This window comes from Vibrio sp. G-C-1 (genome assembly GCF_021728015.1).
In the GTDB taxonomy this organism is placed as follows: Bacteria; Pseudomonadota; Gammaproteobacteria; order Enterobacterales; family Vibrionaceae; genus Vibrio; species Vibrio splendidus.
Window position 1 is genome coordinate 175244 of record NZ_JAKKCR010000008.1, and the last position, 26954, is coordinate 202197.

At 43.6% G+C, this 26954-nt stretch carries 19 protein-coding genes; 13 read left to right on the forward strand and 6 right to left on the reverse strand.

Translation table 11 applies throughout. From position 1 onward, the window contains the following. The first annotated feature begins 136 nt into the window (after window positions 1-136). The 10 genes from L3V36_RS13675 to L3V36_RS13720 all read left to right on the forward strand — a co-directional run bounded on the left by L3V36_RS13675 (window position 137) and on the right by L3V36_RS13720 (window position 14644). The gene (locus L3V36_RS13675) at window positions 137-499 is read left to right on the forward strand and encodes a hypothetical protein (RefSeq protein ID WP_016793662.1); all 363 of its coding nucleotides are present in this window, start codon (window positions 137-139) and stop codon (window positions 497-499) included. A gap of 2 nt (window positions 500-501) precedes the next feature. Beyond that, window positions 502-1851 (forward strand): HlyD family type I secretion periplasmic adaptor subunit, encoded by a 1350-nt coding sequence (locus L3V36_RS13680; RefSeq protein ID WP_004730526.1) that lies wholly within the window; start codon window positions 502-504, stop codon window positions 1849-1851. A gap of 3 nt (window positions 1852-1854) precedes the next feature. Continuing rightward, window positions 1855-4086, forward strand: a complete 2232-nt coding sequence (locus L3V36_RS13685; protein WP_017096054.1) for a response regulator — start codon at window positions 1855-1857, stop codon at window positions 4084-4086. Beyond that, a complete protein-coding gene (locus L3V36_RS13690) occupies window positions 4061-5485 on the forward strand; it encodes a TolC family protein (RefSeq protein ID WP_208774881.1) in 1425 nt (474 codons plus the stop codon). The genes L3V36_RS13685 and L3V36_RS13690 overlap by 26 nt, the downstream gene beginning before the upstream one ends. Next, a complete protein-coding gene (locus tag L3V36_RS13695) occupies window positions 5475-7061 on the forward strand; it encodes an ABC transporter transmembrane domain-containing protein (RefSeq protein WP_017081154.1) in 1587 nt (528 codons plus the stop codon). Before L3V36_RS13690 ends, L3V36_RS13695 begins: the two co-directional genes overlap by 11 nt. After that, entirely contained in the window at window positions 7058-9196 is a 2139-nt protein-coding gene (locus tag L3V36_RS13700; protein WP_102446690.1) for an ATP-binding cassette domain-containing protein, read from the forward strand. Before L3V36_RS13695 ends, L3V36_RS13700 begins: the two co-directional genes overlap by 4 nt. A gap of 107 nt (window positions 9197-9303) precedes the next feature. Beyond that, window positions 9304-9678, forward strand: coding sequence for a hypothetical protein (locus L3V36_RS13705; protein WP_017094532.1), 375 nt, complete (start codon window positions 9304-9306; stop codon window positions 9676-9678). 213 nt (window positions 9679-9891) lie between these two features. Beyond that, on the forward strand, window positions 9892-13092 hold the full coding sequence (locus L3V36_RS13710; RefSeq protein ID WP_102446691.1) for a response regulator: 3201 nt from the start codon (window positions 9892-9894) through the stop codon (window positions 13090-13092). Window positions 13093-13101: 9 nt separating this feature from the next. Then, the gene (locus L3V36_RS13715) at window positions 13102-13578 is read left to right on the forward strand and encodes a hypothetical protein (RefSeq protein ID WP_017080103.1); all 477 of its coding nucleotides are present in this window, start codon (window positions 13102-13104) and stop codon (window positions 13576-13578) included. Between the two features lies 1 nt (window position 13579). After that, on the forward strand, window positions 13580-14644 hold the full coding sequence (locus L3V36_RS13720; RefSeq protein ID WP_102446692.1) for a porin: 1065 nt from the start codon (window positions 13580-13582) through the stop codon (window positions 14642-14644). A gap of 88 nt (window positions 14645-14732) precedes the next feature. Here L3V36_RS13720 and L3V36_RS13725 read toward each other — a convergent pair whose 3' ends face one another. The 3 genes from L3V36_RS13725 to L3V36_RS13735 form a co-directional block, all read right to left on the reverse strand. Continuing rightward, window positions 14733-15143: a phosphate ABC transporter substrate-binding protein gene (locus L3V36_RS13725; RefSeq protein ID WP_017081159.1), complete on the reverse strand. Its 411-nt coding sequence runs from the start codon at window positions 15141-15143 to the stop codon at window positions 14733-14735. A 9-nt stretch (window positions 15144-15152) separates the two neighbouring features. Beyond that, window positions 15153-16289: an outer membrane beta-barrel protein gene (locus L3V36_RS13730; protein ID WP_102446693.1), complete on the reverse strand. Its 1137-nt coding sequence runs from the start codon at window positions 16287-16289 to the stop codon at window positions 15153-15155. A 131-nt stretch (window positions 16290-16420) separates the two neighbouring features. Next, a complete protein-coding gene (locus tag L3V36_RS13735) occupies window positions 16421-17887 on the reverse strand; it encodes a methyl-accepting chemotaxis protein (protein ID WP_017094538.1) in 1467 nt (488 codons plus the stop codon). A 621-nt stretch (window positions 17888-18508) separates the two neighbouring features. On the opposite strand from L3V36_RS13735, the gene ggt reads away from it, so the two are divergent. Continuing rightward, entirely contained in the window at window positions 18509-20239 is a 1731-nt protein-coding gene (gene ggt / locus L3V36_RS13740) for a gamma-glutamyltransferase (protein ID WP_102446694.1), read from the forward strand. Between the two features lie 161 nt (window positions 20240-20400). Here the strand turns inward: ggt and L3V36_RS13745 are convergent, their stop codons facing one another. Continuing rightward, window positions 20401-21477 (reverse strand): hypothetical protein, encoded by a 1077-nt coding sequence (locus L3V36_RS13745; protein WP_102446695.1) that lies wholly within the window; start codon window positions 21475-21477, stop codon window positions 20401-20403. Window positions 21478-21564: 87 nt separating this feature from the next. After that, window positions 21565-22896, reverse strand: a complete 1332-nt coding sequence (locus L3V36_RS13750) for an anaerobic sulfatase maturase (protein ID WP_102446696.1) — start codon at window positions 22894-22896, stop codon at window positions 21565-21567. 136 nt (window positions 22897-23032) lie between these two features. On the opposite strand from L3V36_RS13750, the gene L3V36_RS13755 reads away from it, so the two are divergent. Further along, on the forward strand, window positions 23033-23821 hold the full coding sequence (locus tag L3V36_RS13755; protein ID WP_208774883.1) for an SUMF1/EgtB/PvdO family nonheme iron enzyme: 789 nt from the start codon (window positions 23033-23035) through the stop codon (window positions 23819-23821). Window positions 23822-23984: 163 nt separating this feature from the next. Continuing rightward, the gene (locus L3V36_RS13760) at window positions 23985-25667 is read left to right on the forward strand and encodes an alkaline phosphatase family protein (RefSeq protein ID WP_208774885.1); all 1683 of its coding nucleotides are present in this window, start codon (window positions 23985-23987) and stop codon (window positions 25665-25667) included. A gap of 140 nt (window positions 25668-25807) precedes the next feature. Here the strand turns inward: L3V36_RS13760 and L3V36_RS13765 are convergent, their stop codons facing one another. After that, window positions 25808-26902, reverse strand: coding sequence for a substrate-binding domain-containing protein (locus L3V36_RS13765; protein ID WP_102462874.1), 1095 nt, complete (start codon window positions 26900-26902; stop codon window positions 25808-25810). Window positions 26903-26954: the final 52 nt, after the last annotated feature.

The window sequence follows — 26954 nt, forward strand, 5'->3', positions numbered from 1 at the left end:
GACACCATTTTGAAAAACCAAGTTTTTATACAACATTTTTCATATTTTTCTTTTTATACATAAAGAATCAAAAAAAATTTGAAAACTACCTTTAAACATCCTTAGTTATTGTGATTAAAGCAATTACGGCGGTGGAATGATGATAGACATGACGAGTTTGCTGCGTTCAATCGACAACAACCACAAAGGGCTTCAATTGCTACTAGGCGATTTTTATAAGGACTTTTCAGACGCAGCGATCAACATAGAGACGCTCCATAAAAGTGACCGTTTTGATGAACTCAACAACTACTCAAAGAGATTAAAGACCATCTTAACTTTACTGTGCGATCAAGACTTGCCACCCAAAATGGCCAAATTGGAACATTTGAGTAAGCACGAATTCCCTGCACCAGAAGATCTTTTAGAGGATGTAAAAACTGAATTGCACAACGTCAATCGACAAATCAATCACTTGTTGGACATTAAGGAAGTAATAGATGACAAGTCATCGAGGTAGTCATGAGCAATAACCAAATAGAACATCACTTAAGAAAAGCGCTCGTTTCTAATAATGAGGCTTCTAAGGTCACAGCTGACGACACCATTGTGCTTGCAAGTGCCATGACCAGTGTTCACAAAACGTTGCTCATCATATTCCTACTCGCTTTAGTCGCTATCGCCGTGGCATCACAAGCGCGTATCGACATCGTCGTTTCTGTACGTGGTGAACTTTTGTTGGAATCTGACGTTGAGAAGGTTCAACACCTAGAAGGCGGCATATTGGAAGAGATGTTAGTCCGAAAAGGAGAAGTCGTTTATGAAGGACAGCCGATCGCACGAATTCGCTCACTAGACCGCAACACACAACTCGATACCGTGAATACTGAGATTATTCAGATAGAGCTCGATAAGATTCGTTATGAAAGCTTACGCGACATGGTAGAACCCAACTTCGCTTCTTATATCGAAAAATTTCCAGAACAAGTTCAGGTCAACATGAATACATGGCGACAAGAGTTCTCTAAAAACCGTTCAAATGAAGAGCTCATTACCCACGATATTAAACACAAAAACTCCCTGATTAAATCAATGCTTAAGCGTCGTAAAAGTTCAGAGAACCAACTATCGCTCATTCGCAAACAACTCAACATCAAAAATACGCTTTATAAAGAAGAGATGGCGTCTTATGTCGACGTCCTCAACATGAAAGTACAAGAATCCAATATGGTACGTGAGATTGAGAACCTTGATGAGTCGGTCATGAACGAACGTTTTCAGCTCGACAAACTGGAAAAACAACACCGTGACTTAGTTGAGAATCGAAACTCTGAGTATCAAGCACAAATCATTCAAGCGAATAAAGATCTCAAGCTAAAACGTATCTTACAACCACAACATTCCGACAAGGTTGATCGACTGGTTGTCTACTCACCAGTCGATGGCGTGGTCGACAAACTGCACTTCAATTTCCGTTCTGCTGTGATTCCGCCAGGCGAGAGTATCGCCGATATTGCCCCAATAAATAATTCGCTACACGGCGAAGCGAAGATTCCACGTAAAGATATGGGATTTGTAGAAATCGGACAGGCTGTGAAGGTAAAAATGGATACCTATAACTTCGCTAAATATGGATTTGTTGAGGGAACCATCGCCTCAATCAGCCGCTCGTCTTATGAAGAAGAAGACGCCGAATTCTATTTAGCAGAGATTGAAATTGACCGAAACTTTCTTGAACGAGGAGGCACTCAATACAAATTATCACCTTATATGGAATTTACCGCCGATGTAAAAACAGGTTCGCGTCGCGTGATCGAATACGCAGCGAAGCCAGTGATGTCTGCCATCGAAGATGCTTTCGATGAGAGGTAATCAATGAGCGGAAAACCTTCGTACAATATTTCTGTACCCGCCCTGCGACTGAGCATATTGTTTAGCATCGTACTGGCTGCGCTCGCTTTCTATTTATACTTTTCTTGGTCGAAAGTAGATTCAGTCGCGCAAGTGCAAAGTGCCCCACTGCTCATACAAGCTCAGAAGCTTAATCAGACCATCGAACAAGATATTCAAACTCTGCAGCAGTGCTTAAGTAACGACACTTGTGGTACTAACGAATTCAATCTAGTTAACTTGAAGCGTGAAATAGATGAATTTCGATCTTTAGCCTCTTTGAACAAAACTGAGTTCAGCTTGGTTGGCGCTACTGAATACACTCAACTTGAATTAGCGATTAACCGTTTCACCGATAGCGCTAAAGCACGTGCCGATGTACTCGATTTATATCTCTCACTGACCAACAACTATCTGCAGATGGATGACAACTACCGCACCATGTTTAACAACCATGCGAGCGATTTGATGTCTGAGAAAAACGAGTTCTTCGTTTGGTTGTTTATAGTGGTCGTAATACTGGCTGTGATCACGGTTCTATCTAACGCTGTCGCCATGTTGAAACTGAAGAAATCCAGCTCTAACGAACGCGAAATCGACTATGAGTTCGATGCACTGTATCAAGAACTAAAACAGTTAGATTTACAAAGGCTTGAAGAGCTTCTTAATGAAGTGAGCATCAATCCCAAACAGCGTCAGATCTACTCTCATCTCAAACTGATCTTCAGTAAATTGGAAGACCAAAAGCGCAATAACGATCTCTACAAACAGTTGTATGCACTCATCGGCTATGAGATTCGTGGGATCACCAACACCATTAACGGTGGTGTCCAGTACCTCGTTCAAGAAACCGATGAAAACGGCGTTTTGATGGCGAAGGACATTACCTCTGCATGTAGCACCCTATCTGAGCTAGCAGAAAACTATAATCGATTGATTTCACAGGGTACGGAAAGCAAGTCGAAAGAGTTCTCTTTACTGAGCGTGTTATCTGAATTGATGATTCATATCAGCGCCAAAGTACAACGTAATGAAAGCCAATTGGACTGCTTTATTTCCGACAACTTGCCCAATCGCGTAGAAGGCCAATCCACCAGCTTATTCTGGATATTGTTCCTACAGCTTTCCAATGCCATTCAACTCAAATCAAATAAGAAACTATTTGTGACGATTGAATCTGGGGCGGCTTCAGACATGGAAAATACCCGAGTTACCATTAATCTAAACTTCTTATCAACGCTGGATGTCTCTGTAGCCAAGCTCAATAAACTCCATTGGAGTACTCACAAGGACCACACCGCTAGTACAGACGACTTAGCAAAAAGCGTATTAAAAGATTACGGGTATTACGAAAGTCACTGGTTCCAATCGGGTACGCAGGAACGTTTTCAGATTGAGCTTGATCTCAAGGCGAAGAATTTCCACACAGAAAAGACTCGCTTCGACGGCAAGCGTTTACTGTTGTGCGCCAACACTCAAGTTCGCATCGATGTAATGAAGAAAATGCTCAGTAATTTGGGGCTGGACATCACCGAAATTCGGACTGCCAATGAGTTATTTTCAGCGGCGAAGACCTTTGGTGATTACGATGCGATTATGCTCACCGATACCTTTGAACCCAACAAGTTACCGTCACTGAGTAAAACAGTGAAATCTCAACTTAAGAACCACCCAAATACCAAGTTGCTGTTATCGGTAACCAACACTCAGCATGCGCAAGAGTGTCACAGCTTCGTCGATAAGATCATCAACTCCCCTGCGATTCCTTATGAGTTTATTCCTAACTTGCTCACCATTATGGAAGCGGAAGCATCAGAAGAACAAATGGAGAACAGCTCATTCCTAATCGTAGAAGATGACCGAGTTCAGCAGATTTTACTTAAACGAATCCTTACCAAGCAAGAATATGAACCAGAAATGGTTGGCGATGGCGCTGACGCAGTGAAACACTTCATGAATAAACGTTCTGACATCATCTTTATGGATTGCATCATGCCGGGTATGGGCGGTATTGAAGCCACAAAACGTATTCGCCAGTTTGAACAAGAAAACGAGAAGAACCCTTGTACCATCATAGGTGCAACCGCATTGACCAGCAGTAACGAACACCAGGCTTGTATCGAAGCCGGAATGGATTACGTGATCAGCAAACCTTATAAAAGTGACCAAATAATCAAGGTGATCAACAAGTATGTGGCGGTACAAAAACTTAACTAGCAGCATCATGGCTGCGCTTGCTTTAAGCACGACACCTTCGGCATCGGCGACTACCCTGCTTGAAGCGGTAGAACTCGGCCTGCAAAACAGCCTATCCCTTCGCGCCAGTGATAAAGGTGTGGAAGAGAACGAATACAACATAGGGATCAGTCGCTCTAAGTTTCTGCCTTCACTCAATGGTGCAGCCGATACGACATGGAACGAGAATGAAACCTTACTATCGAGCGTTCCCGATGAAACCTCTAGCTATAACTCAAACAGCTATAGCCTTTCTCTTTCGCAATCCATATTCAATCTTGGCGACATTTTTAAATATGGAACGGCTAAGCTCGACTTCAATATCGAAGAAGTGAAGCATGAGAACAAAATCCAAAGCACTATTTCGGAAATCGGTTCTCAATACTTTGAGTATTTGAAAAACAACGCCCAAATTAAAGCGACCAAAGTTGAGCTCAAATCGTCTGAAACGCGTGAACATCAAATGCGACGTAATGTAGAGCTAGGTAACACCGCAGCCAGTGAGCTGTACGAAGTAATTGCTCAGAAAGAAGGCGTGTCGAACCGATTAAGAACCTTGCAAAAAGATCGACGTGTCATTCTCAACGGGCTCTCTATTCAAATTCAATACCCTATCACTCCGTCGCAAGACATATACGAAAGCGTACCGCTAAAAGAGATAAACGAAACCGAGCAACGGACGATCATGGATCAGGCGTTAAAGCTGAATAACGACTTGTTGGTGGCAAAGAAAAACGTAGAGAGAAGCCGCAGAAGCTTAAAAGAGAGCGGTTCAAACTTCTTACCGACCGTTTCGCTTTCAGCCAGCTATCGACATGATGACGCCAATAACTACGATAAAACCGACATTACAGCAACAGGCGAAAGTAACTCAACCAGTGTTGGCTTAAACCTCGCCGTGCCTATCTTGTCGGGTGGTTCTGATTACTATGGCTATCAAAAATCATCGACGGCCATCGAACGTACTGAGCTGCTTTACCAAGATTCGCTTTATACCACACGTAACAGCGTGAATACCTCAGTGCTCAACATTAACGATTTCTCGCAGTCTATAAGCAGTTACGAAAATATCATTCGCGCCAACTACGCCTCTTATAAAGGGATCCAAAGAGCCTACCAATTAGGCACGCGTACCATCACCGACTTGCTGGCGGCGGAAAGCAAACTGTTCAGCGCTTTGAGAGACTATGAAAGCGCACGATACGACTACATCATCGAGACCATCAAGCTTGAGCAAATTAAGGGCATACTCTCTATTAAATCGATAGAGAGCATCATGCAATTAATGAGCGATATTGAAGGGCGAAACAATCAAGAATTGGTGCCTAAACACCTTCTCTCAACGGAATCATTGAGAAAAGGAGGTCGTAATGCAAACTGAGCAATTTTCGCAAAAGATAAATATGGCAGATAAGTGTTATCTGACTTTCTCAACGATAATATCGACCCTGTTTGGCTTGGTACTGCCCTTCTCTATTCTGATCATTTTTGACCGAGTGTTACCCAACCAAGCCCAAGATACTCTGTTCTTATTGTTCGCGATTATCTTGATTTCTATCTTCCTCGACTATCACTTAAAAAATCAGGAAGAGAAGATTTCCTCTGTCATCATGAGGCAGTTTGAGACCAACTTAACCAATAAGGTATTTCAATCCATCTGTTTGGCTGAGATCTCTAAATTCCGCCGTTTAGAACCGGGCGAATACCTAGAACGAATCTCAACCATTCCTGAACTTAAGACCTTCTTTGGCGGGGAATCGGTTCGAGCGCTTATCAACCTTGCCGTCAGCGTGATTACCATACTTATCATCGGGCTCATCAACATATGGGCTGGTATTACACTTCTGATTGCCTCTGTCATCTTAGCTATTTTCGCGTGGAGCCTTTCCAAACAAAAAATTGGTAGTTTGCAGAATAAGTCAGACATCGAAGGGTTAACCACCTCCAAAATCATCGAGATCATCTCTAGCCCGCTTGATATCAAAGCTCGAAATATGGAATACCGCGTTGAAAGCCTGATGACACAAATGGTCGAAGAGCGCGAGGTTGAGAACATCAAATATGAGCAGATTGAATCGAACTTCAGCCTAATATTGGCGCTCATCCAACAGCTCTCTATAGCTTGTGTTGTTGTGGTACTGGCAACGGCCGTTATCAATATGGAATCTAGCCAAGGCATCATGGCCGCGATCATCATGCTAACCAACCGTTATTTTGCGCCTTACCAGCAAGTGATGCGCACCGCGAGCCGTTGGGAGTTAAACAAACTCCACATACAACGTATCGCCGAACTGCTTGAGCTGGCGGCTTCGGTTGAACATCAGCATGAGACAACAGAGGTTGAACGTATTTCGGTTAAGTATTCTGAAAAACAGCGTATCGAGTTCGAACTTGGGCAAGCCTATTTACTTACAGGGAAAAGTGGCTCAGGCAAAACACACCTTGCCAACTGTATTACTCGCCAGAACAGCGATAACAAACTGGACATCATGATTAATGACACGCCTCTGGATGACGTCAACTACAACGTTTGGCGTAACAGCGTGCTGATGGTCGATAAAACAAGCTCATTCGTGGAAGGGACCATTATTGATAACCTAACTTGTTTTCGACCAAGCCTTAATAACACGGCGTTTGCGCTGTGTGAAACCATGAACATCAAGGCACAAATCGATGGGCTTCCTGCTGGTTTTTACACAGAACTCAAAGGCCACATGCGCAATCCATTCTCACGCCAAGTAGGTTACGCCTTATTATTGGTTCGCGCCCTGCTCGCCAGTAAGCGTGTATTGATATTTGATGATATCGATTGTGTCTATGATGAAGAATTTGCACGAGTGGTGCTGACCAGTACCGCCTATCGTGCCAATGACAAAATCCTAATCATCGCCAGTAATAAGATGGACAAACTAAACCACCGCCTCAAACGCGTAAAACTTACCGGAGGTGATCAATGAGCATCCTAGTTGATTTCAACAATGTTCCGCAGCGGGTGTTGGACTTTGAAGCAAGTGGTTATGATGAACGCTACAGTCAGTCACCGCTGATTCGTGGTCTAGCTTACACCTTAATTGCACTGGAATGGGAAGGCACGCCGTCTATCCTCAGTGACGCTTTTATTCCTAAACAAAAAGACAGTGACAGCTTTACTGCGACCATAGAGCGTCTTGGATACCGCTGTGATGTGACCAAGCTAAAGACACTCGAGAATATCGATAAGCACCCTCACCCATGCTTTATTGAAATAGAGAATCTAAGTGCGATTTTCTTAGGCACCAAAGATGGAAAGTTGCTGCTGTTTGATTACACGAACAACAACACCATAGAATACCCAATGTGCAAAAAGCCCTGTTTGCTGATTGCGATTAGCGAATATTCTCGCCTGTTCCGCGAACCACCTCCGGAATCGCAAGACAGAAGCAATTGGATAAAATACGCTTTCTATCGTTACAACAATGAACTTAAAAGTCTGATCATTCTCAGCTTTGTCATCAGTATTCTCGGTGCATTGCAGCCATTCTTTATTATGAGTGTATATAATTTCGCACTCACTTCGAGTTCTGAGGCGACACTGTATTGGTTAACTCTGTTTGCCATCATTGTTGGCTTCTCGGAGTATTTCTTTAAAAAGATGCGGGTCAATATCATTGCCACTTCCGGTAAAGATCTCGCCGTGCACATCTCGCAAGCCGTTATATCTAAGCTGCTGTGGCTACCTTATGCGATGACATCCACTGCTGGGGTCTCTTCCCAGTTAGCTCGTTTGAAAGATATCGATACGTTCCGCCGCTTAGTGACTGCAGAATCAACCCTCAGCTATTTTGATATGCCATTTGTGATTGTATTTATCATCGCGATTGCCCTGATGTCGGGTACGGCAGCGCTTGTAGTGATGGGTGGCTTAATCTTGATGTTGGTGTTTTGTGTGTATTCTCGCTATATCTACTCTCAAGCCACATCCAAAAGCTCGCGCGCCAATGCGATGGTCTCGTATCAATGGAATGAAATCCTTCGTGGTATCAAAACTATCCAAGGCCTGCCTTTACTTCGTGTCGTTCAATCTCGATTCAGTGCTTCACATATGCAAAGCACCAGTGATGCCGAGAACGTTGCCGTGACTAACAGTAAGATTCAGGCCGCTGGCGGTAGTTTGATTCAGGTGATTGGTACTGCGAGTATCGTGACCGCAGTAATCGGAGTAATGGAAGGGACTTCTGATGCTGGTGCGATGCTCGCGACAGTGATATTGGTTTGGAAGGCGTTAGGTCCGATCATGGGTATCTACAACTCAATTTCTAAATTCCAGTCGATTAAGGCTTCATCAGCACAGATCAATAACTTAATGTCGATGAATGACGATAAACTGACCTTAGAGAAGAGCCCGCCTATTCGCTTGTTCCAAGGTAGTATTGTTGGCAGTGGTGTCAGTCATCGTTACACAGGTGCGGCGACCGGCTTAACCAACCTTGGTTTTAAGATACCACCCAGTGCAAAAGTCGTCATTTGTGGCCCAACTGGCTGCGGAAAAACAACACTCATCTCAATTATTGCTGGCTTAGAGGATCGTTATCAAGGCGCAGTATCCGTTGACGGCTACAACATCAAGCAGTTCAATAGCTACCGTTATCGCACCTCAATTAACTACATCCCTTTTAACCTGCATATTTTTGAAGGTTCACTAGAAACCAACTTCATTCTGCATAACGGCCTCATTCCAACAGAGAAGATGCAAGAGATGGTGAGCTTCTTCGAACTGGACGAATGGCTACCAGAAGGCTTAGCCACTCAATTGAGTGTCGATAAGTGCAAAGGTCTTCCAAATGGAATTCAGCAAAAACTTCGTTTGGCCCTTGGCTTGGGTAACTGTGAGCAATCCCTGATAATCATTGATGAGCCCTTCAACGGTGCCGAGCAAGAAAACGCGCAATACTTTAACCGTTTGTTCAGCGATAAGTTGCTGAATAAGACAGTCATTTTTTCGACCAATGATCCCGGCTTAATCGCCACATCCAACATGAGTTTGGTTCTAGAGCCAGATGGAAACTTGAAATATTTTGGCTTAACAGACAAATACTTAAACAGTTTGAGCTAAATCATAACGCTTACTCACAATTCGTCATTTCGCGAGATGGATGTAATTGACAAAATCATAAGTGAGAGAGATGATTCGATCCAATACCACAGGTAACAAGGAAACAAATGTACACATTCGTTGCAGACAAGCTTGATGTTGCTTACTTATCCGCAATTCCTGAGAATCATATATTTCAGGGCTGTGACGTGCCTGAAGAAGAAATCGAACTTCGAGAGATCATTGAGATTTGGTACGAATGTTCATTCCTGCCTGCTTTCAATCTTCAAAAAATTGATATCGAAAACAAAGCTGAGCTCACAGTCGTACAAATGCATGTTTTGAGCAAAGATACGAGCACGCTCGCCTTCCTAATCAAAAACAGAGCATATCGTGCCGCGTTGAACAGAATGCTCGGTATTTGGGCATTAGAACCCTCTGCAAAAACGGTTTTAAAGCAACTTCTTTTCGAATTAAGCCTCGATAACAATCGTCCTCATTAGTACGCTTTTTAAGTTATTCATCAATAAGCATAAAATTAAACAAACTGCCAAACGCTATAAATTACTAATAAAAGAACGTATATCAAAATAAGCTTTGGAATCACAAGAACTTATACCCCTCCCACACTTCTATTAAATTTGCGGTTTCAAAGTTTCCATATCGGCATTTTTATTCTACTGTTTTTATATAAAAACAGTTGGATGGATCCTTATATGGCGATTACGGTCTGGAATAACCTTTCAGTCAAACATAAACTCTTTGGCTTAGTTCTACTTCCCATTTCATTATTACTCTTCCTTGCAGGTAGACAGGCTTATATTTTAACGACTCAGTTGACCGATTTTGAACGAACCAATCAGTTATCTGTGTACCTTCAAGATATCTCGGTTCTTTATAGAAGCACTCTGGCCTCTAGCCCTGAGGAGTTTGAAAATCAAAGCAATCAAGTAAAAGCTGAATTAAAAAACCTGTCTCCAATCATTTTTTTGGATGCTTCTGATGAAATGAATCAACTGGTTGCCGACTTCAGCGAAGCAACCTTATCGACAATGCAAGCCACTGACAGCTACGATAAATTGGATGCCCTTGAGTGGCAGAGCGACTTATACAAGCAGTTACTGCTCGAAATAGAAAAAGTCCCATTCGAAAACACCAAGCGGGAAATTCAACAACACCTCACCGCATTGCAGCAACTGGAATGGCTGATGTTCTGGTCAAACGAAGAATTTAAGCTGGGTACCTCTCTGATTGAGATATTCCAAAGCAGCCAAGAATACGATCCAGAACTTGCAGAACAGATTGAAACCTTGAGTGAAAGACAGCAATTGTTCTTAGAACGCTTTGTTTCATTGAATGCCAACGAACATCAAGTGTCACTGATGGTTGAAGTATTCAGAAACGATGTATTCGCTCAAAGCCAAGAGATTAGAAACGCGCTACTCGACCTAAACGCAATCAGCCAACTGACTCCTAAAGAAGTTTCTGTCGGCTTAGAGGCGATGAGTGCTCGACTTAACTTATTACAAAGCCTTGGCGGCGTGATTAAACAAGAATTCCAACAAGAAGTTGAGCAAGCTATCTATGACGCACAAATACAGCGAACTCTGTTCATTTCAATCGTTGCCCTGCTCGCAACGATTGTTATGGGCTTAACCCTAAGCTTAGCGAGACAAGTCACTAACAACCTGAATTTAGTGTTAGCTTTCTTAAAAAGCGAAAATGACGAAACTCGCCCTTCTTTGGATAAGTTAATCCAAGGCAAAGACGAACTCAGTCTATTTGCGCAGCAAGTTGAACGATTGACCATCGAGCGAGAACTTGCAAAAGAGAGGCTTACGATAGCGAAAGAAGACGCAGAGCGAGCCCAAGAAGACGCTGAAGAAGCGAAAGACCACGCAATACAAGCTAGCAAAGCGAAAAGCAGCTTCTTGGCCAATATGTCTCATGAAATTCGTACCCCACTCAATGGCGTTATTGGTATTTCCGAGATTCTTGCAGATACCCCACTCACGCCGACACAACGCGATTACGTTGATACTATCGAAACCTCTTCTCAACTGCTTCTGAGCTTGATCAACGACATATTGGACTTCTCTAAGATCGAGTCTGGCATGCTGTTAATCAGCCCTCACTCGGCGTCGATCAGAGAATCGATATACGACATAGCCTCTATTGTTGCGCCAAAAGCCAAAGAGCAAAAAATATCGGTTAACGTTGATATCAGCCCAGACACACCAGCTCGCGTGATGATCGACGATCACCGCTTAAGACAAATCCTAATGAACTTTATGTCGAATGCAGTGAAGTTCACGGCAGAAGGTGGCGTCACATTATCAATCCAAACGCTCGAACAATCTGACGATAATGTCACCATTCGATTTGCCGTTCGCGACACAGGTATTGGTATCGGCAAGCAACAACAGAAACAAATATTCGAGCCCTTTGCTCAAGAAGATGACTCAACTACACGTCAGTTTGGCGGTACCGGTCTTGGCCTCGCCATCAGTACACAGTTGGTCGAACTGATGGGTGGCCAGATTCAGCTCGATTCAGTCAAGGGGGAAGGCAGTTGTTTCTACTTCGACTTAGAATTACCCGTTGACATGATGCTACCGAAACCAAGCACGGCAACCGCTGACATTTATGTTCTGGGTAACGAGAACATGCTTTCTACACGAATAGAATGCGACCTTAACCTTTATGGCTTAAAGGTAACTCAGCGAACGAATAACACTACCGCGATGACCGAACAACTCGCGACTCAGAAACATAATCAACCGATTACTGTCGTTTTCGCTGAAGATGATGCATTCCTAGCTAATACCCACGCAGATAACTTAGCTAAGCTGCACCAAAATGGCATCACTATCTGTTTGATACGTTCTTTCTTAAGTGAGCCTGCGGATCTTGGCGACAGCGTTACTGCACAAGTCGCACAACCCCTACTCGGCTTACGTTTAATTAAAGCTATTGAGCTCTGTGATACGCAGGGTTTAGCTGAGCTTTCAGAGGCAAGCCAGCAACCTCTAGAGATCCAACACAAAATCCTCATCGTCGAAGACAACAAGATCAACCAAAAAATTGCTGGGCTTCATGTCGGTAAAAGTGGTTTTGAATTCGAGTTCGCTAATAATGGTCAAGAAGCTGTGGACATGTTCACCGCAAACCCTCATTACGCAGTGATACTGATGGACTGTATGATGCCCGTCATGGATGGCTTTGAAGCGACAAGCAACATTCGACGCGTTGAAAAAGAGACCAAGGCCACGCGCCGTATCCCTATCATCGCCTTAACCGCCAGTGTGATTGATGATGATATTCAAAAGTGTTTCGACGTAGGTATGGATGACTATGTACCAAAGCCATTCAAATTTGAAATGCTAAAAGAAAAAGTACTTGCCGCGGTTGAAGCGATGCCACTTCCTGCTGCCTACAAAACTAAATCTACGAAAAAACCCGCGACCGTAACGCCGATTCTTAATGCTGCAGCTAAGCGAACATTGCCAGAAGAAAGAGTGCAAAACACGGTTCCGAGTAAATCTGAAAGAATACTGCTCGTCGAAGACAATCGAGTTAACCAAAAAGTCGCTTCTGTGATGTTAACAAAGGCCGGCTACGCGTTTGAAATCGCCGACAACGGACAAATCGCCGTCGACATGTACCAAAACGACAGTAGCTTCGACATTATTTTAATGGATTGCATGATGCCCGTTATGGACGGCTTCACTGCGACCAAAGAGATCAGAGAGCATGAGAAAAACCTAGGCTTAAGCAAAACGCCTATCATCGCGTTAACCGCCAGTGTTATCGACGATGATATTCAAAAGTGCTTTGATTCAGGCATGGATGGATATGTAGCGAAGCCCGTAAGAAAAGAAAAGCTATTCCATCAAATAGAAAGTGCGACTTGTTAGGAGATACCCATGGATTGGATTAGAACAATAAAAACACTTCCCCGCAGAGTCATGTTGCCAGTCGCGGTAGGGCTATTAGGAAGCTTGCTTCTTCTCAGCCCTGCTCACGCCGCTGAAGATTATGCCATATTTTCTTTAGACTCCGGATTTGAAGAGATATCAATAAACAAAGCGCGAAAGCTCTATAGAGGGAAAACTAAGCGCCTCAATGGCAAACGTGTTGAACTGTCTGATTGGCCTGAGAACAGTGCCGAAAGAGAGGACTTTTATCAGCTTTTGCTTGGAAAAAATGCCGCTCAAATGAATGCACACTGGGCTGGTTTATCTTTTTCAGGAAAAGCGCGTTATCCAAGAGAAATCAAAACGGCGTCAACCGACAGCTTAGTGGACTGGCTTGATGACAAACCAAATCGTATTGGTTATTCCCCACTCTCTTCGGTTCCTCAAAATGCCAACATTCTCTACGTTATAAGTTCGGAGAAATAATATGAAAAGAATAATTACGTCAGTGTTATGTGCCTCAATGGCCTCTCCGGCTTTTGCGAATATCGAACTTACCGATAATTTATCCTTGAGTGGCTTCGGTTCAACATCTTGGGCTAAGTCGGACAATGAAACCCCCTTGATGATCACTCGCGGTTTTACCGACGAAAATTGCTACGACTGTGACACCACATTTGGTGTTCAACTAGATTACTTTTACAACTCATTCAAAGCTTCCGTACAAGTTGTCAAGCCACCCCAATATGATTGGAGTGACCCTCAACTGGAATGGGCTTACTTGGGCTATGAATTTAACGACTTCGATGTCAGCGTTGGTCGATTACGACTGCCACTGTTCCTTGCCTCTGAGTACTACTATGTAGGCCAAGCCTATATGACCGCGAGGCCACCTACAGAGGTGTATAACAGCGTTCTCGGAATCACAGCTTTCAATGGCATAAAAGTGAGCTGGACTCACGATGTCAGTGACGAAGCGACTCTTTTACTTACTCCGTTTATCGGCATAAAAGATAAAAATGACGTAGATTTCAACTCGACTACAAAACTGGAATTTGAAACCAATCGCATGCTCGGCGCAAATTTTCAGCTAAGCGGTGATAGCTACCGTTGGAATTTATCTTTCCTAGACTCAAATTTCGATCAGATTGTTATCACAACAATTCACGGAGTACCGACCCCATTCAGAACTGAGCAAGATAACCAGCATATCCAACTTTGGTCATTAGGAGCAGAATACGAACTGGGTCAATTTGTTTTGACAAGTGAAGGACAAATCAGTGACTTCTCTTCATCCATGTACGCCAGTCTTGGATACCACTTAGGAGCATTCACTCCTTACGTTGTGTATGGTGCACAATTTGACGACCATGAGCATTTAAACGGAAATAGTTATTTAGTCGGCGTTGATTACGATGTTCTGCCAAACGTTTCTATCAATGGCGAAGTTCAGTACTTTGAATCGAAAAAATCAAATGGCGTATTTATCGATACCCCAACGGGTGACAGGGATGCCATGCTTTACACCATCATGCTGAGTTTCGTTTTCTAATCAAGCGTGAAAATCATCGTCATTAGAAATAAAAGCCCAAGGTAATTAAATAACCTTGGGCTTTTTAATGTTGGTAAGCAAACAACGCTTAGTATTTAAATAATACTTTCACGTCACCTGTTACAGCGGCTTCGTCGACATAACCAATTGCGTTGGTTTTTGAAGCAACCGTTGTGATTGCTTCGTTGTAGTCTGCAACCTGGATTGGCGCTTCAGCTTTACCGGTAAATACAAGTCGCGACCACGCTGATTGAAGTTGTGATTCGCTGCGTCCCGTCGCCACCTCATGGAAAGCTAGTCTACCTTCAGAACCATCGGCCAGCTCGATGATCTGTGCTTTGGTACCATTCGATAGCTTGCTTTTCTTACCCATGAATAACTTTTTAACGTCAGATTTAGATAGAGAATCAACGCCAGCATTGTTACCAATCACTACCATTCCAGCAGAAGCGTTAAATGAAAGAACCGCTACGGTTATTGCTGCCAGTAAACTTTTCATGTTGCCTCCTTAGAATACGAAATCAAGACGTGCTGAATAGACAATAGAGCTGTCTTCAAGGTAGTTACCCGTTGCAATATATGGGTTTGCTGTTGTTTCAACATTGCTTTGGAACCCACCACTAGTGTCGCGGTAATCGACATAGGTCACATCTGCTTTTAAAGACATGTTCTTAGCGAAATCCCAACGGCTACCAACTGAATAAGAAAGACGCTCGTAATTCATCGACTCTTTAATAGCCGTCGTAGTCATGTTTTCACGTTCTTCGTTGTCTGTTGTTTCAACCCAGCTAACAGAAACGTAAGGCGTAAATTCATTGATTCGGTAACCAACCAAGCCAGAAACCGATTGATAGTCATAAAACTGCCCTTCCAACTGAACATCCGCAGCTTCGACATTAACTAACAGAGCACCATTGTCATATTGAGCACCCAAGGAGATGAACTGACCATCTTGGCTATCTAGCATTGCACCCAATTGACAATACGGGTCTTGTGAGTTTTGGAAATCACAAGAAGGGTTTGACTCAGCAACAAAGTACGAACCACGGAAAGTAAAATCATCAACGTTCCAGTTGGCACTGATACCGAATAGTTTATCCAGTTTCACCTCACCAACAATTGAGTCATCTTCATCAATAGTACCGATACCAACCACTGGCTGAAGAAGAATACTTGAATCTTCAAGTTCAATCGGAATCAATAAATCAGCACCCGTGTAGCCCTTCAAAACAATGTTTTCATACAATTCTTGAGAAGGTCTGATCATAGGGTATGCATAACCAAGATCGGTGTAATCTGAGTAGAAAAACAAAGGTAAACGCAACTTACCTGCTCGAGCTGTGAAAGCCTCAAAATCATAAGAGGCATAAGCCATCTCAATTTTTGGCTCATAATCATAACGGCTGTTTGCAACGATTTGCGTCACGAACTTAGCTCGCTCATTTACTTGAAAATCAAATTGCAAGCCAGCTAATGTCTCTTGCTCCCAATCTAATTTTTCGCCGGTGTAACCCGCATAACCGATCGCATTATCCGACTTACCGATGCCTACAGAACCAAACCCACTAATTCGAAGATCATCCATGTTTGCAGCATTTGCTCCAAACGCCATACTTATTAGGGCAGCAACCACTGTCTTCTTCATAACTAACTCCAATTGTTATGTGATTTTTGTTTTTTATATAATTGTTTTTGTATAATCAGCCCATATTTTGGGCATACTCCCGCCCTCCTTAAGGCATAGCCGAAAAGAAAGAGGGAATGATTCTAGGGAACTTAACTGACTTTAAAGTGGCCAGTTAATGTTGAAAGATTACGAGTCACTTTTTGAATATCTTGCGCCACGGCGTCCACTTGCTGAACACTGTTACTGGTGCCTTCTGCCATCTTACGAATTTCTTCGACAAAAGTTTCAATGCGAGTTGAGGTTTGCTCCTGCTCTTCAGTCGCAGCGGCAATACTTTCGTTTCGTTGACTGATTTCGATAATATCTGAAGTGATTTTCTGTAGAGAATTTTCCGCGACAATTGATTTTTCAACACAAGTTTCAGCTTTAACTACGCTATCAGAAATAATCGATGACGCGGTTTTTGCTTGGTCTTGTAACTGTAAGAGTACAGATTGAATTTCTTGTGTAGATGATTGAGTTCTTGATGCTAACGTTCTTACTTCATCAGCAACGACAGCGAAGCCACGGCCTTGTTCACCAGCGCGTGCAGCTTCAATTGCCGCATTGAGCGCAAGCAAGTTGGTTTGCTCTGCAATCGAACTGATCGATTCAAGTATTGAGCCTGCACTTTGTGTGTTGTCATTTAGCTGTTTAACCACTAGCGATGCATTACTTACATCATGCGTTAATTCTTGAACCGCTAAAATCGTACTCTTGACTTGCTGTTCTCCTAAGCTTGCTTGCTCACTCGCACTGGAAGCTGAAGTCGAAGCATCATTAGCGTTCGTAGCGATTTCTCTAGCGGCAAGAAACAACTGATTTAATGAGCTTGATACTTCCTCAATAGAGAGATGCTGCTTAGTCGACAATTGACTTGTTACTTGACTTGATTTAACAAGTGAACCAGAGATCGTGTCCAGCTGAGTAACGTTACCTATAGTGTGTGTGACGTTCTGCTGTAAATGAGAGACAAAGCTATTGAACGACTCTACTAAAGGTTTCAGTTCGTCATTTTTTTCATGCTGAAGACGAACCGTTAAGTCTCCATCTCCTTCAGCAATATCACGCATTTTGTCACTGATATTTGCGAGATCTCTACGTATACCTTTCACCACAAACCAACCAAAGATACACATCGCAAGCATGGCTACAGCACCGGACACGCTCATGATTTGGTTAGCTTTTTTATTGTTTGATTCTAAATCTTGCACTGCGCTTTCAAACTCTGATTGACGAGCCAAAGAAAACTCATGCATACCCAAAGTAAGCTCATCTAAGATTGCGGTGCTCTGTTTTGCAAGACGCCCTGCTTCACTAAGGCTGATCTCTTCATCTATCATGCCTTGAGCAATTCGGTAAGCTAACTCAAAATATTGATTGGTTTTATTTTGCAGAAGTGCAGATGAGCTCTGTAACGAAGGATCGAGAGAGATTTGAATGTTGAAGTTATTTTGAATCTCAGCGAGAGTTTGCTTGTTCATCTCCAAAATCTCTTCATCGCCTAGAGTCACTGCCAAATTAAAGCGCTCAGCTAATTGAGAAATCAATACACTATTCAATGAAGCCGCATTCATAACCGGATAAGTAACTTGGTCAATTCGATTAACCTGCTGGGTGTTACTGGTTAACGCATCCCCTCCGACAAATAGAATACTAGTAAATCCTACTAGCGACACTAAACATAAAGCCAAAATCCTATTTTTGATCGATAGTGTAAACATAAGCTCCCTTTGTTAAACAGTATGGTGAACCGCACATATATTTTGAACAATAACAGATCTGACCAGTATATCAATCTGTTACAACGAAAATAGTGACAGAAATGTTAATACTATTTATAAACCATCATATAAACGAGAATAACCATATAAATCAGTGGGTATAATTGAGTGCTTTATTAAAAACAAGTTCAACATCAAACTGAACACCTCATCATAAGACTGAAATTCATCATGTTCCAAACTCGCTTTAGTTATTCATGAGTGGGGATTTCACGATAGTTAAATCAATATTAAGAACCCAAGTTTCCTCTTACATTTAGCTTCGTAATAAATTTGAACCACAAAATCCTCTACTATTTAATGGTTCTGTCAGCAGCGTCAGCATTGTGTAAGAAGGCTGGAAACTCACGAACTTCACCGCCTTTATTCAGTCAACCTAAGAGCGAATAAACAGATACCTTAAACGGAGAACGCATGCGAATAGCGACTTTATCTTTAAGTTTGGTTTCAGCGGTCGGTTTCGCGGCTGAGCCAAATCCTTTTCCAATTACGCCAGATGAAAGTGGCGAAGAGTTTATGGTAAGTGCAACGAATCCATACGTAAGCAGCACTGGGTATTCGATACTCAAAAAAGGCGGTAATGCGGTCGATGCGATGGTGGCGATGCAGATGACAATGTCGGTGGTTGAACCGGATATGACAGGAATTGGCGGTGGTACTTTTGCGCTGTTTTATCAAAAAGACAAAGATCAATTTCTCGCACTTGATGGACGAGATGAAGCCCCTTCAACTGCTACTCCAGACATGTTCATGGAAAATGGAGAAGCACTAAGTCGAAACGAGATTTTAGGGGCTCGTTCTGTAGCGGTTCCCGGCACACTTCGTTTGCTCTATAGCACTCATCAACAATACGGAAAACTGCCATGGTCTGAGCTTGTTCAACCCGCAATTGAACTGGCGAGTAAGGGCTACGCGATGAACAGCTACACCTACGACATCGTGGTTCGTGAACAAGAACGATTGATTGAAGATCCAGAAATCGAAGCCCTGTATTGGAATGGCGACCAAATCAAACCAACCGGCACATTGATGAAAAACCCTAAGCTTGCCGACACTCTGAGCAACATTGCCCAACAAGGCGATAAGTACCTTTATGGTGGCGAGTTTGGTAAGCACATCGTTGAAACTGTGAACAGCAGAATCGATGCCGACCACGCAAAGCTCTCTATTGAAGATTTTGCACGATACCAAGTCAAACAGCGTGAGGTTATTGAAAGTGACTACCGAGGCAACAAGATTGTCTCGTTCGGTTACCCAGCCTCTGGTGGCGTGATGGTTGCTCAAAGCCTTGAAATGCTCGAAGCCTATGACTTAGCCGATATGTCTAAAACTGATGTTGAACCTTGGCGCTTGATGACCGAAGCCATGAGAATCTCCAAGGCCGATCGCATCGCTTATGCGGGAGATCCAGATTACATCGAAGCGCCAGTTGCTGCCCTACTCGACAAAGCCTACATCGACGAGCGACGTAAGCTCATTCCAGAGACTGGTATTGCGAAAACAAAGCCAAAAGCAGGCAAGCTAACCGATACTAATTACGCTCAGTATCAAGGTTTTGAGAGCCAAGATACCGGGCACATATCCATCATCGACAAAGACGGTAATGCCATTGCAATGACAAGCACCGTCGGCACAGGCATGGGATCAGGAGTAATGGTCGATGGTGTGATTCTTAACGCGCAAATGGCAAACTTCTCAACCAAACCCACCATAAACGGTAAACCGACTCAAAACTCTATTGAAGCAGGTAAGCGACCTCGTTCCGCGATCACCCCGTTAATGGTTATGGATAAAAAAGACGACCTGCGTTTAGTGGTTGGTTCTCCTGGTAGCTCACAAATTCCGGGGTATGTGTTAAAAACCGTGGTTGGTGTTTTAGATTGGGATCTGTCTGCGCAGGAAGCAATTGACCTTCCAAACATCCAATACGGCACCAAGATAGATCGCACCAAACCTTATGACCCAACGGGTTTATTGGTCGAGAAGAAGACTTACGCTGAAATGTTGGTTCCAGAATTTATGCAGCTCGGTTACCCAGTACATGTCATTCCAGTGGTTAGCGGTTTGAACGCCATTGAAATCAAAGATGGCAAGATCCATGGCGCGACAGACAGACGCCGTGCATCCACCTCAATGGGCGAATAATTTAACTTAACGGGTGAGAGAATAAGCTCACCCACTTTAGATGTTTCCAACTTGTGCCTTGCTTTAATAGACATTCCAAACAGAACTCTAGATCCAAAAAAGCCAATCGAATATTTCGACTGGCTTTTCATAAGCGGCTTATCAATTTACTCATTCAAATATTATGAGCTTGGCGCTACTCGCTTCTCTTTCAGCTGTTCAATAACATAATCAGGAGCCACTTTACCTAGCTCACTTAAGCAATCATCGGTCTTGTCGTTGCCGTATCGCACGTAGATATCACATACTGCGTATAACTGCTCCGGAGAACCAGAGATCAAATACGCCTTCTCGAACGATTTAGTCGATTTGTCGATATCCAGCTCTTCTTGTAGTACCCCATTCAAGTACCAGTAGTAGCTGTTATCTTTTGCAAGTTCTGCTGCTACTTCAATCTCTTTGGCTGCTGCTGCCTTGTCTTCAAGGCGAACCAAAGTTAATGATTTAGAATAGTGCATCGCTGCATTGTCCGGCACGTTCTTCAAACCACGATCCAACACCTCGACCGCTTGTTGATCTTTATTCTGAGCTCGGAAGTTATCCGCGTAGCTCAGCCAAACTTGAGCGTCTTTCTGGTGAGTATTAATCAACTCAAGATAAATCGTTTCCGCTTTATCCCATTCATTGTGCCAACGGAGCACGTCAGCGAACAACAATTGAAACTTTTCAGATTCTTGTGATTCCAAGAATGTGATTAACTCAGCGACAGGTTGTTCGATTTGTGCTTTCTGTTCTTTATCTAACGTATTGTAATCACGTACTAAGTTCGATGTTGCTGAATGACGAACCATAGAATCTGTATCGCTAAGCAAAGGCGAAACTAACGCCCAACGGTGCTCAAGTTGATATGGCGAAGAACCGATAATCGAAGCCTCACGAACTTCAGGGTTTTGATCTTTCAAACCTCTTGCCACCGCCACCAGCGCATTCTGGCTTGGGTATGAAGCAAGCTCTTGCAGTGCACCTGTACGATTTTCTATAGATTGGTTCTGATCTTGTGCCATGTAAGACAACTGTTGAATACGGGTTTGAGTGTCCGTCATTTCGAGCACTTGATTGATATTTTTTGCCGGTGCGTCAACAGTTTGCTGAACGCTATTCGCTGCTATTGCTGATGTTGAAATCAATGCGGACGTTGAAACTAATGCGGACGTTGAAACTAATAGAGCAACAGCCGTCGCTAAACTCTTCTTCATCATAGTATTACCTTAAACTGGAGAACTTAGCCTGTCCTTAGACTCGTATCTGATTAAATTTGTCTTGGATCTGTTGACCCAAAAAACGAGTTAAAACTTGGTCTCGAACGTAATTTGTTGCGCTTGTTTTGCACGATGTGCCATCAATACTGAATCACTGAATTTGCCATGAGCAACCGGATGCCCCATCGCACGAGCGATATAAGCCATCGACTTGTCGACATGAGAAAAGAACTTGTGCCAACCTGCACATAAGTAGTTCAAGCCCGGTTCGCCTGCACGAGTTTTGATAAAGCGGTTTTTAGGACATTCGCCATGACAAGCAAACTTGTAATCACACTGCTGACATTGACTGGTCATTGTACGTGATTTAGCGAAACCAAACTTTTGCTGTGGTGCGCTGTACGCCAAATCATCAAGCTTCTCGTGATGAATATTGCCAATCTTGTATTCAGGGTAAACATAGTGGTCGCATGAGAATACGTCGCCATTAGGCTCCATCGCGAGGCCTTTACCGCAGATTTCATTCAGAGTACAAAGCGGGTTAGGACGCCCTATCCATGTTTCTAAACTTGCTTCAAAATACTGAACGAACACTTTACCGATGTCGTTCTTCGCCCACTCATCAAATACAGAAATAAGGAAGTTACCCCAAGCCAAGTCCGACACACACCACGATTCCATAATCGAGTCTTTATGGCCGGGGATCAGGCGTTTGTCGCCTTGCTTAAGTTGCTCACTCACTTGAGACGTTTGTGGCGCAACCGTTCTAAAGGTTTTTTGCTCAACGATAGGGATAAACTGCATTTGCGGTGACTTCACCACATCACGTAGGAAGCGATACACCTCAAGTGCATTTTGACTGGTGAGGTTATTCACACAAGTCAGCGTTGCGAATTTCACTTGGTGTTTGTGCAGCAGTTCAACGGCCGCCATCACTTGTTTGAATGTACCACGGCCTGCTCTGTTGACACGATACGCGTTGTGCAGCATTTCAGGGCCATCAATACTCAAGCCGATTAGGAAATTGTTCTGTACTAAGAATCGCCCCCAGTCGTCATTCAATAATGTGCCATTGGTTTGCAGATCGTTTGAGATCAACACACCTTCAGGTCGGTACTTTTTCTGTAGTTCAACCACTCTTTCAAAGTACGCTAAACCCAGCATGGTCGGTTCACCGCCCTGCCATGAGAAGATAATTTCAGGCGTATTTTGACCTTCGATGTATTGTCGGATGTAGGTTTCTAACGTCTCATCATCCATTCTTGGAGAACTGCCTTTCTTGTACTCCAACAAATCTTGCTTACTTAGGTAATAACAATATTTACAGTCAATGTTGCACGCTGCGCCAATTGGCTTAGCCATAACATGCAAGCGTTTAGACGCTTTACCATTGTATTGTGGACCTTGAGTAATGTGCATGATTTATCTACCTATCTTAGTGTCTGTAGCCATCATAATGCCTATTTCAGTCAGTGGCATGTTATACCCTTTATAACCAATAGGAATGACCTTAAACGTTAAAATTGCCCTCTATTTCGAACATTCGAGGCACGTGATGAAATTTTTCAATTACAAACAATTAGCGGCGATCAGCAGCGTCACCATGACTATTTTCCTAAGCGGCTGTGCGAGCGTGCCTACACACCCTATCGCCCAACAAATCGACCAAGAGATGGTGCTAGTTGAAGGTGGTACATTCACCATGGGTTCGAACGATCCTGAAGCGACCAAAGCAGAACGACCAGCGCGAGATATAACTGTAGATAGTTTCTACATTGCGAAGTTTGAGGTGACTCAAGAATTGTTCGAATCGGTGATGGGTTCATCTCTCAGTTATTTCCAAAACCCACAAGTTCCGGTCAATAACTTAAGTTGGCAACAGGCGAACTACTTCGTTGAACAATTGAACGAACTTACAGGTGAAGAATACCGTCTGCCGACTGAAGCTGAATGGGAATTTGCAGCGAAAGGTGGCAACAAGAGCAAAGGCTATACTTACAGTGGTTCCAATAACTTAGATGATGTTGCGTGGTACTCAGCAAATTCTAAAAATAGCGCACAACCAGTCGGGCTAAAGAAGCCAAATGAACTAGGCTTATATGACATGACCGGAAACGTGGGTGAGTTTGTGATTGATGCCTTCGATGACACCTTCTACCGATTCGGTCCAACAGACAATCCTAACAACGCAAAACACAGCGACGTTGGTTTATCACATAAATCGGTTCGCGGTGGCAGCTTTGCTTATGACGAAAATGAATCTGAAAGTTACCGTCGCGACTTCGCAAGCCAATCGATCACTATGTCAGATATGGGCCTGCGTTTAGTTAAGGATACGAACTAACTAAGGCTCTGAACTAGCTAGAGATGCGAACTAGCTAAAGGTGCCGACGGTTATGACTCAACAATCTTCACCAACAATCCTAAAAATACGATTCGCACTGTACACACGTTAGAAATCTGACCAAACGTTAGAACTTTGCTGCAATACTGAATAAGGAAACTCTATGCAATATACCAAGCTTTCAGGACTGACACTCGCGTTACTCTGTGCTCTCCCAGCTTCGGCTGCAGAAAAGCCAGATCTAGTCCTTCAAATCACGGTAGATGGCCTGCGCGCAGATCTAATCGAACGATATAAGCATAACTTCGGTGAAGGTGGTTTCCGGTACTTAATGGATGACGGCACTTACTACACCAACGCGAACTACCAACATGGCAACACGGAAACGATCGTGGGCCATGTGTCGCTTGCAACCGGTGCGCCACCGAGCGTACACGGCATGGTAGGTAACGTTTGGTATGACCGTAGCGAAGAGCGTTTGGTGTATAACGTAGAAGACGGCAACTACAAAATGTTGACCTCTGGCGCAGGTGTCGACAAAGCAACTGAGATCGACCCAACGCAAAAGACAGCACAGGGCGATGGACGTTCTCCGGAGCCAATACTTTCCACCACGTTTGGTGACGAGTTGACGATTTCCAATAGTGGCAAGTCAAAAGTGTTCGGTGTATCAGTGAAAGACCGCGGCGCTATCTCATTGGCGGGACACACTGGTAAAGCCTTCTGGTTCTCCAAAGCGCAATCTGAGTTTGTCACCAGCAACTATTACTACGACGAGTATCCAGATTGGGTATCACGTTGGAACGAGAAAGCAATTGCTGCTCAGTACTCGAAACAGAAGTGGGAGCTCTCATTACCACGTGACAAGTACACGCTTCAAGAACACGATACCGAACACAAAGTGAAACTCGGTGACTTCCAACGCACCTTTCCTCACCCTTATGGCCCTGCAAGTTACAAGTACTACAGCACAACGCTAACCGTTAGCCCGGCCGGTGACGAGATCACAGAAAACTTTGCAAGCACACTGTTGATGCAAGAGAAGCTAGGCCAAGGTGAAGTGACTGATTATCTGTCTGTGAGTTTCTCATCAAACGACTACGTGGTGCACTTATACGGCCCTGAAAGCCTAGAAACAGAAGACAACCTAATTCGACTTGATAAGACGATCGCCAAGCTTCTTAAAACCGTTGATAACCAAGTCGGGCTAAAAAATACATTAATTGTGTTGTCTGCCGATCATGGTGTCCCTGAATCTTCACCTGCGGCAAATGCGCTTGGCTTTAATCAAGCTCAATACTTCAATAAAGACACATTGCTCTCGAGTGGTGTTGAGAAACGATTGAAGGATGAATTTGGTCTAACCAAAGACGCAATTCGCTTGTACGCACAGCCTTATATCTATCTGAATCACGATTTAATCGCAGAGAAAAAACTTGACCTAGCTAAAGTGCAGGAAGCGATCGCCGATGAAATAGCGAAAGTGAAGGGTGTGGCGTTTGCAGTATCAAGCAGCGATATTGCAGCAAACCGAGTGCCTGATACTCATGTGATGCAGCTAATCAAAAACAACTACCACCCTGCTCGTTCAGGTGACGTGTATGTGGTATTTGCACCGCGTAGTTACATTAACGATATGGAAGGCCTTCAAATCGCCTCTACACATGGCTCGCCATGGAAGTACGATACGCATGTCCCTGTAATCTTCGCAGGCTACGACGTTGAAGCTCAGAAGATCTCGCGGGCAATCACGCCATACGACATTGCGCCAACACTTTCGAACAAACTAGGGATAACCCAACCAAGTGGATCAATTGGAGAGGTGTTACAAGAGGTCACTGAGTAGACTATACCTCTAAGGTTTCGTGAGCTAGATTTCGAATCCAGAACCCACTCATTAAAAGAGTCGTTTATCATATTCAGACTGATTCAGTCGAAACAGATAAGCGGCTCTTTTTGATCGATAAAGGATAGATTGAATCTAACCTAGTTCTTACCAGAATATCGAAACGCTTCTCTGGTCAACTGATCCAACTGGTCATCATTCATCTTGTTGTGCACAACCGTGATACGGCCTAAATAAACCAGTGGGACTTCTGCTTCACGCTCTTCCAAATGAAACTTGATCGCCTCGGCCGTTGCCACACCAAGATCATCACTCATTCTCATTGGAGTCGCATCCAATTCATCCGTACGAATCTTTTCAATCTCTTTCGCTGTACCGCCCCAACCCGTCACATAGATTTCAGACAACATGTCGGCATTGTTTAGTGCATCCACCGCTCCCATGGTCATCGCAGTATTGGCATTGTGAACCATGGTCACCTCGGGGAAATTACCGAGCACTAAACGAATCCCATCGGCACCGCCTATCTTCTGGTATTGCCCAAAGTGCTCATACACTGTTAACCAATCACCTTTCTCTTCTACGCAATCAATGAAACCTTGCGAGCGTTGAGTATCGGTTATGCCCGGTATCCCACGATTCGCTGAAAATTCTACGTCGTTGCCGAGCTCTTTCACCACATGGTCGCACAGGACATCGGCCCCCATCGCACTTGAAAAATCGAACCAGCTATCCGGTTGATGTTTCCATTGTTCATTGGGCGTATGAAAAGCCCAAATAAAGGTTTTGAACTCTGTCGAAGCAGACAGTTTTTGAATATTCTCAGCTTGAATACCCAGCTCAGAAGGGCCGAAAATAACGAAGTCGTAAGGGGTTTCAGAGTTCAACACTTGTTCGGTGTATTGGGTCTGCAATGAGTGCTCAATTTGCCTTGAGGTGAACTCGCTGATCTCAAATGGTAACTCCAAAGCGACGAGCCTTTGCTTCAATGCTGTGTAATTTCTTGTCCAAAAGTCAGAAATATCTGCACTTGGGTAAATTAATGCAATTCTTACCGGTTTTTCTACCGACATAGGAGCCAAAAGAATCGGTTCGCCACTCACAGTCTCTTGAAATTTTTCGAGTTTCTGAGCATCAGCCTCCACCCTCATCCGGTCAGACTTGGCGTACAAAGGGAGGGAAAAACACGCTGTCAGTAGGGTTAGCAAGACGTTTTTACAAATTTGACCCGGCATAACTGTTACCAAATGTTTGAATGTTTATTAACATTATTATAAATATAGAGCG

Coding starts and splice junctions, on each gene's coding strand:
- L3V36_RS13675 (WP_016793662.1), top strand. CDS start 137: ATGATGATAGACATGACGAGTTTGCTGCGTTCAATCGACAACAACCAC.
- L3V36_RS13680 (WP_004730526.1), top strand. CDS start 502: ATGAGCAATAACCAAATAGAACATCACTTAAGAAAAGCGCTCGTTTCT.
- L3V36_RS13685 (WP_017096054.1), top strand. CDS start 1,855: ATGAGCGGAAAACCTTCGTACAATATTTCTGTACCCGCCCTGCGACTG.
- L3V36_RS13690 (WP_208774881.1), top strand. CDS start 4,061: ATGTGGCGGTACAAAAACTTAACTAGCAGCATCATGGCTGCGCTTGCT.
- L3V36_RS13695 (WP_017081154.1), top strand. CDS start 5,475: ATGCAAACTGAGCAATTTTCGCAAAAGATAAATATGGCAGATAAGTGT.
- L3V36_RS13700 (WP_102446690.1), top strand. CDS start 7,058: ATGAGCATCCTAGTTGATTTCAACAATGTTCCGCAGCGGGTGTTGGAC.
- L3V36_RS13705 (WP_017094532.1), top strand. CDS start 9,304: ATGTACACATTCGTTGCAGACAAGCTTGATGTTGCTTACTTATCCGCA.
- L3V36_RS13710 (WP_102446691.1), top strand. CDS start 9,892: ATGGCGATTACGGTCTGGAATAACCTTTCAGTCAAACATAAACTCTTT.
- L3V36_RS13715 (WP_017080103.1), top strand. CDS start 13,102: ATGGATTGGATTAGAACAATAAAAACACTTCCCCGCAGAGTCATGTTG.
- L3V36_RS13720 (WP_102446692.1), top strand. CDS start 13,580: ATGAAAAGAATAATTACGTCAGTGTTATGTGCCTCAATGGCCTCTCCG.
- L3V36_RS13725 (WP_017081159.1), bottom strand. CDS start 15,143: ATGAAAAGTTTACTGGCAGCAATAACCGTAGCGGTTCTTTCATTTAAC.
- L3V36_RS13730 (WP_102446693.1), bottom strand. CDS start 16,289: ATGAAGAAGACAGTGGTTGCTGCCCTAATAAGTATGGCGTTTGGAGCA.
- L3V36_RS13735 (WP_017094538.1), bottom strand. CDS start 17,887: ATGAATGCGGCTTCATTGAATAGTGTATTGATTTCTCAATTAGCTGAG.
- ggt (WP_102446694.1), top strand. CDS start 18,509: ATGCGAATAGCGACTTTATCTTTAAGTTTGGTTTCAGCGGTCGGTTTC.
- L3V36_RS13745 (WP_102446695.1), bottom strand. CDS start 21,477: ATGATGAAGAAGAGTTTAGCGACGGCTGTTGCTCTATTAGTTTCAACG.
- L3V36_RS13750 (WP_102446696.1), bottom strand. CDS start 22,896: ATGCACATTACTCAAGGTCCACAATACAATGGTAAAGCGTCTAAACGC.
- L3V36_RS13755 (WP_208774883.1), top strand. CDS start 23,033: ATGAAATTTTTCAATTACAAACAATTAGCGGCGATCAGCAGCGTCACC.
- L3V36_RS13760 (WP_208774885.1), top strand. CDS start 23,985: ATGCAATATACCAAGCTTTCAGGACTGACACTCGCGTTACTCTGTGCT.
- L3V36_RS13765 (WP_102462874.1), bottom strand. CDS start 26,902: ATGCCGGGTCAAATTTGTAAAAACGTCTTGCTAACCCTACTGACAGCG.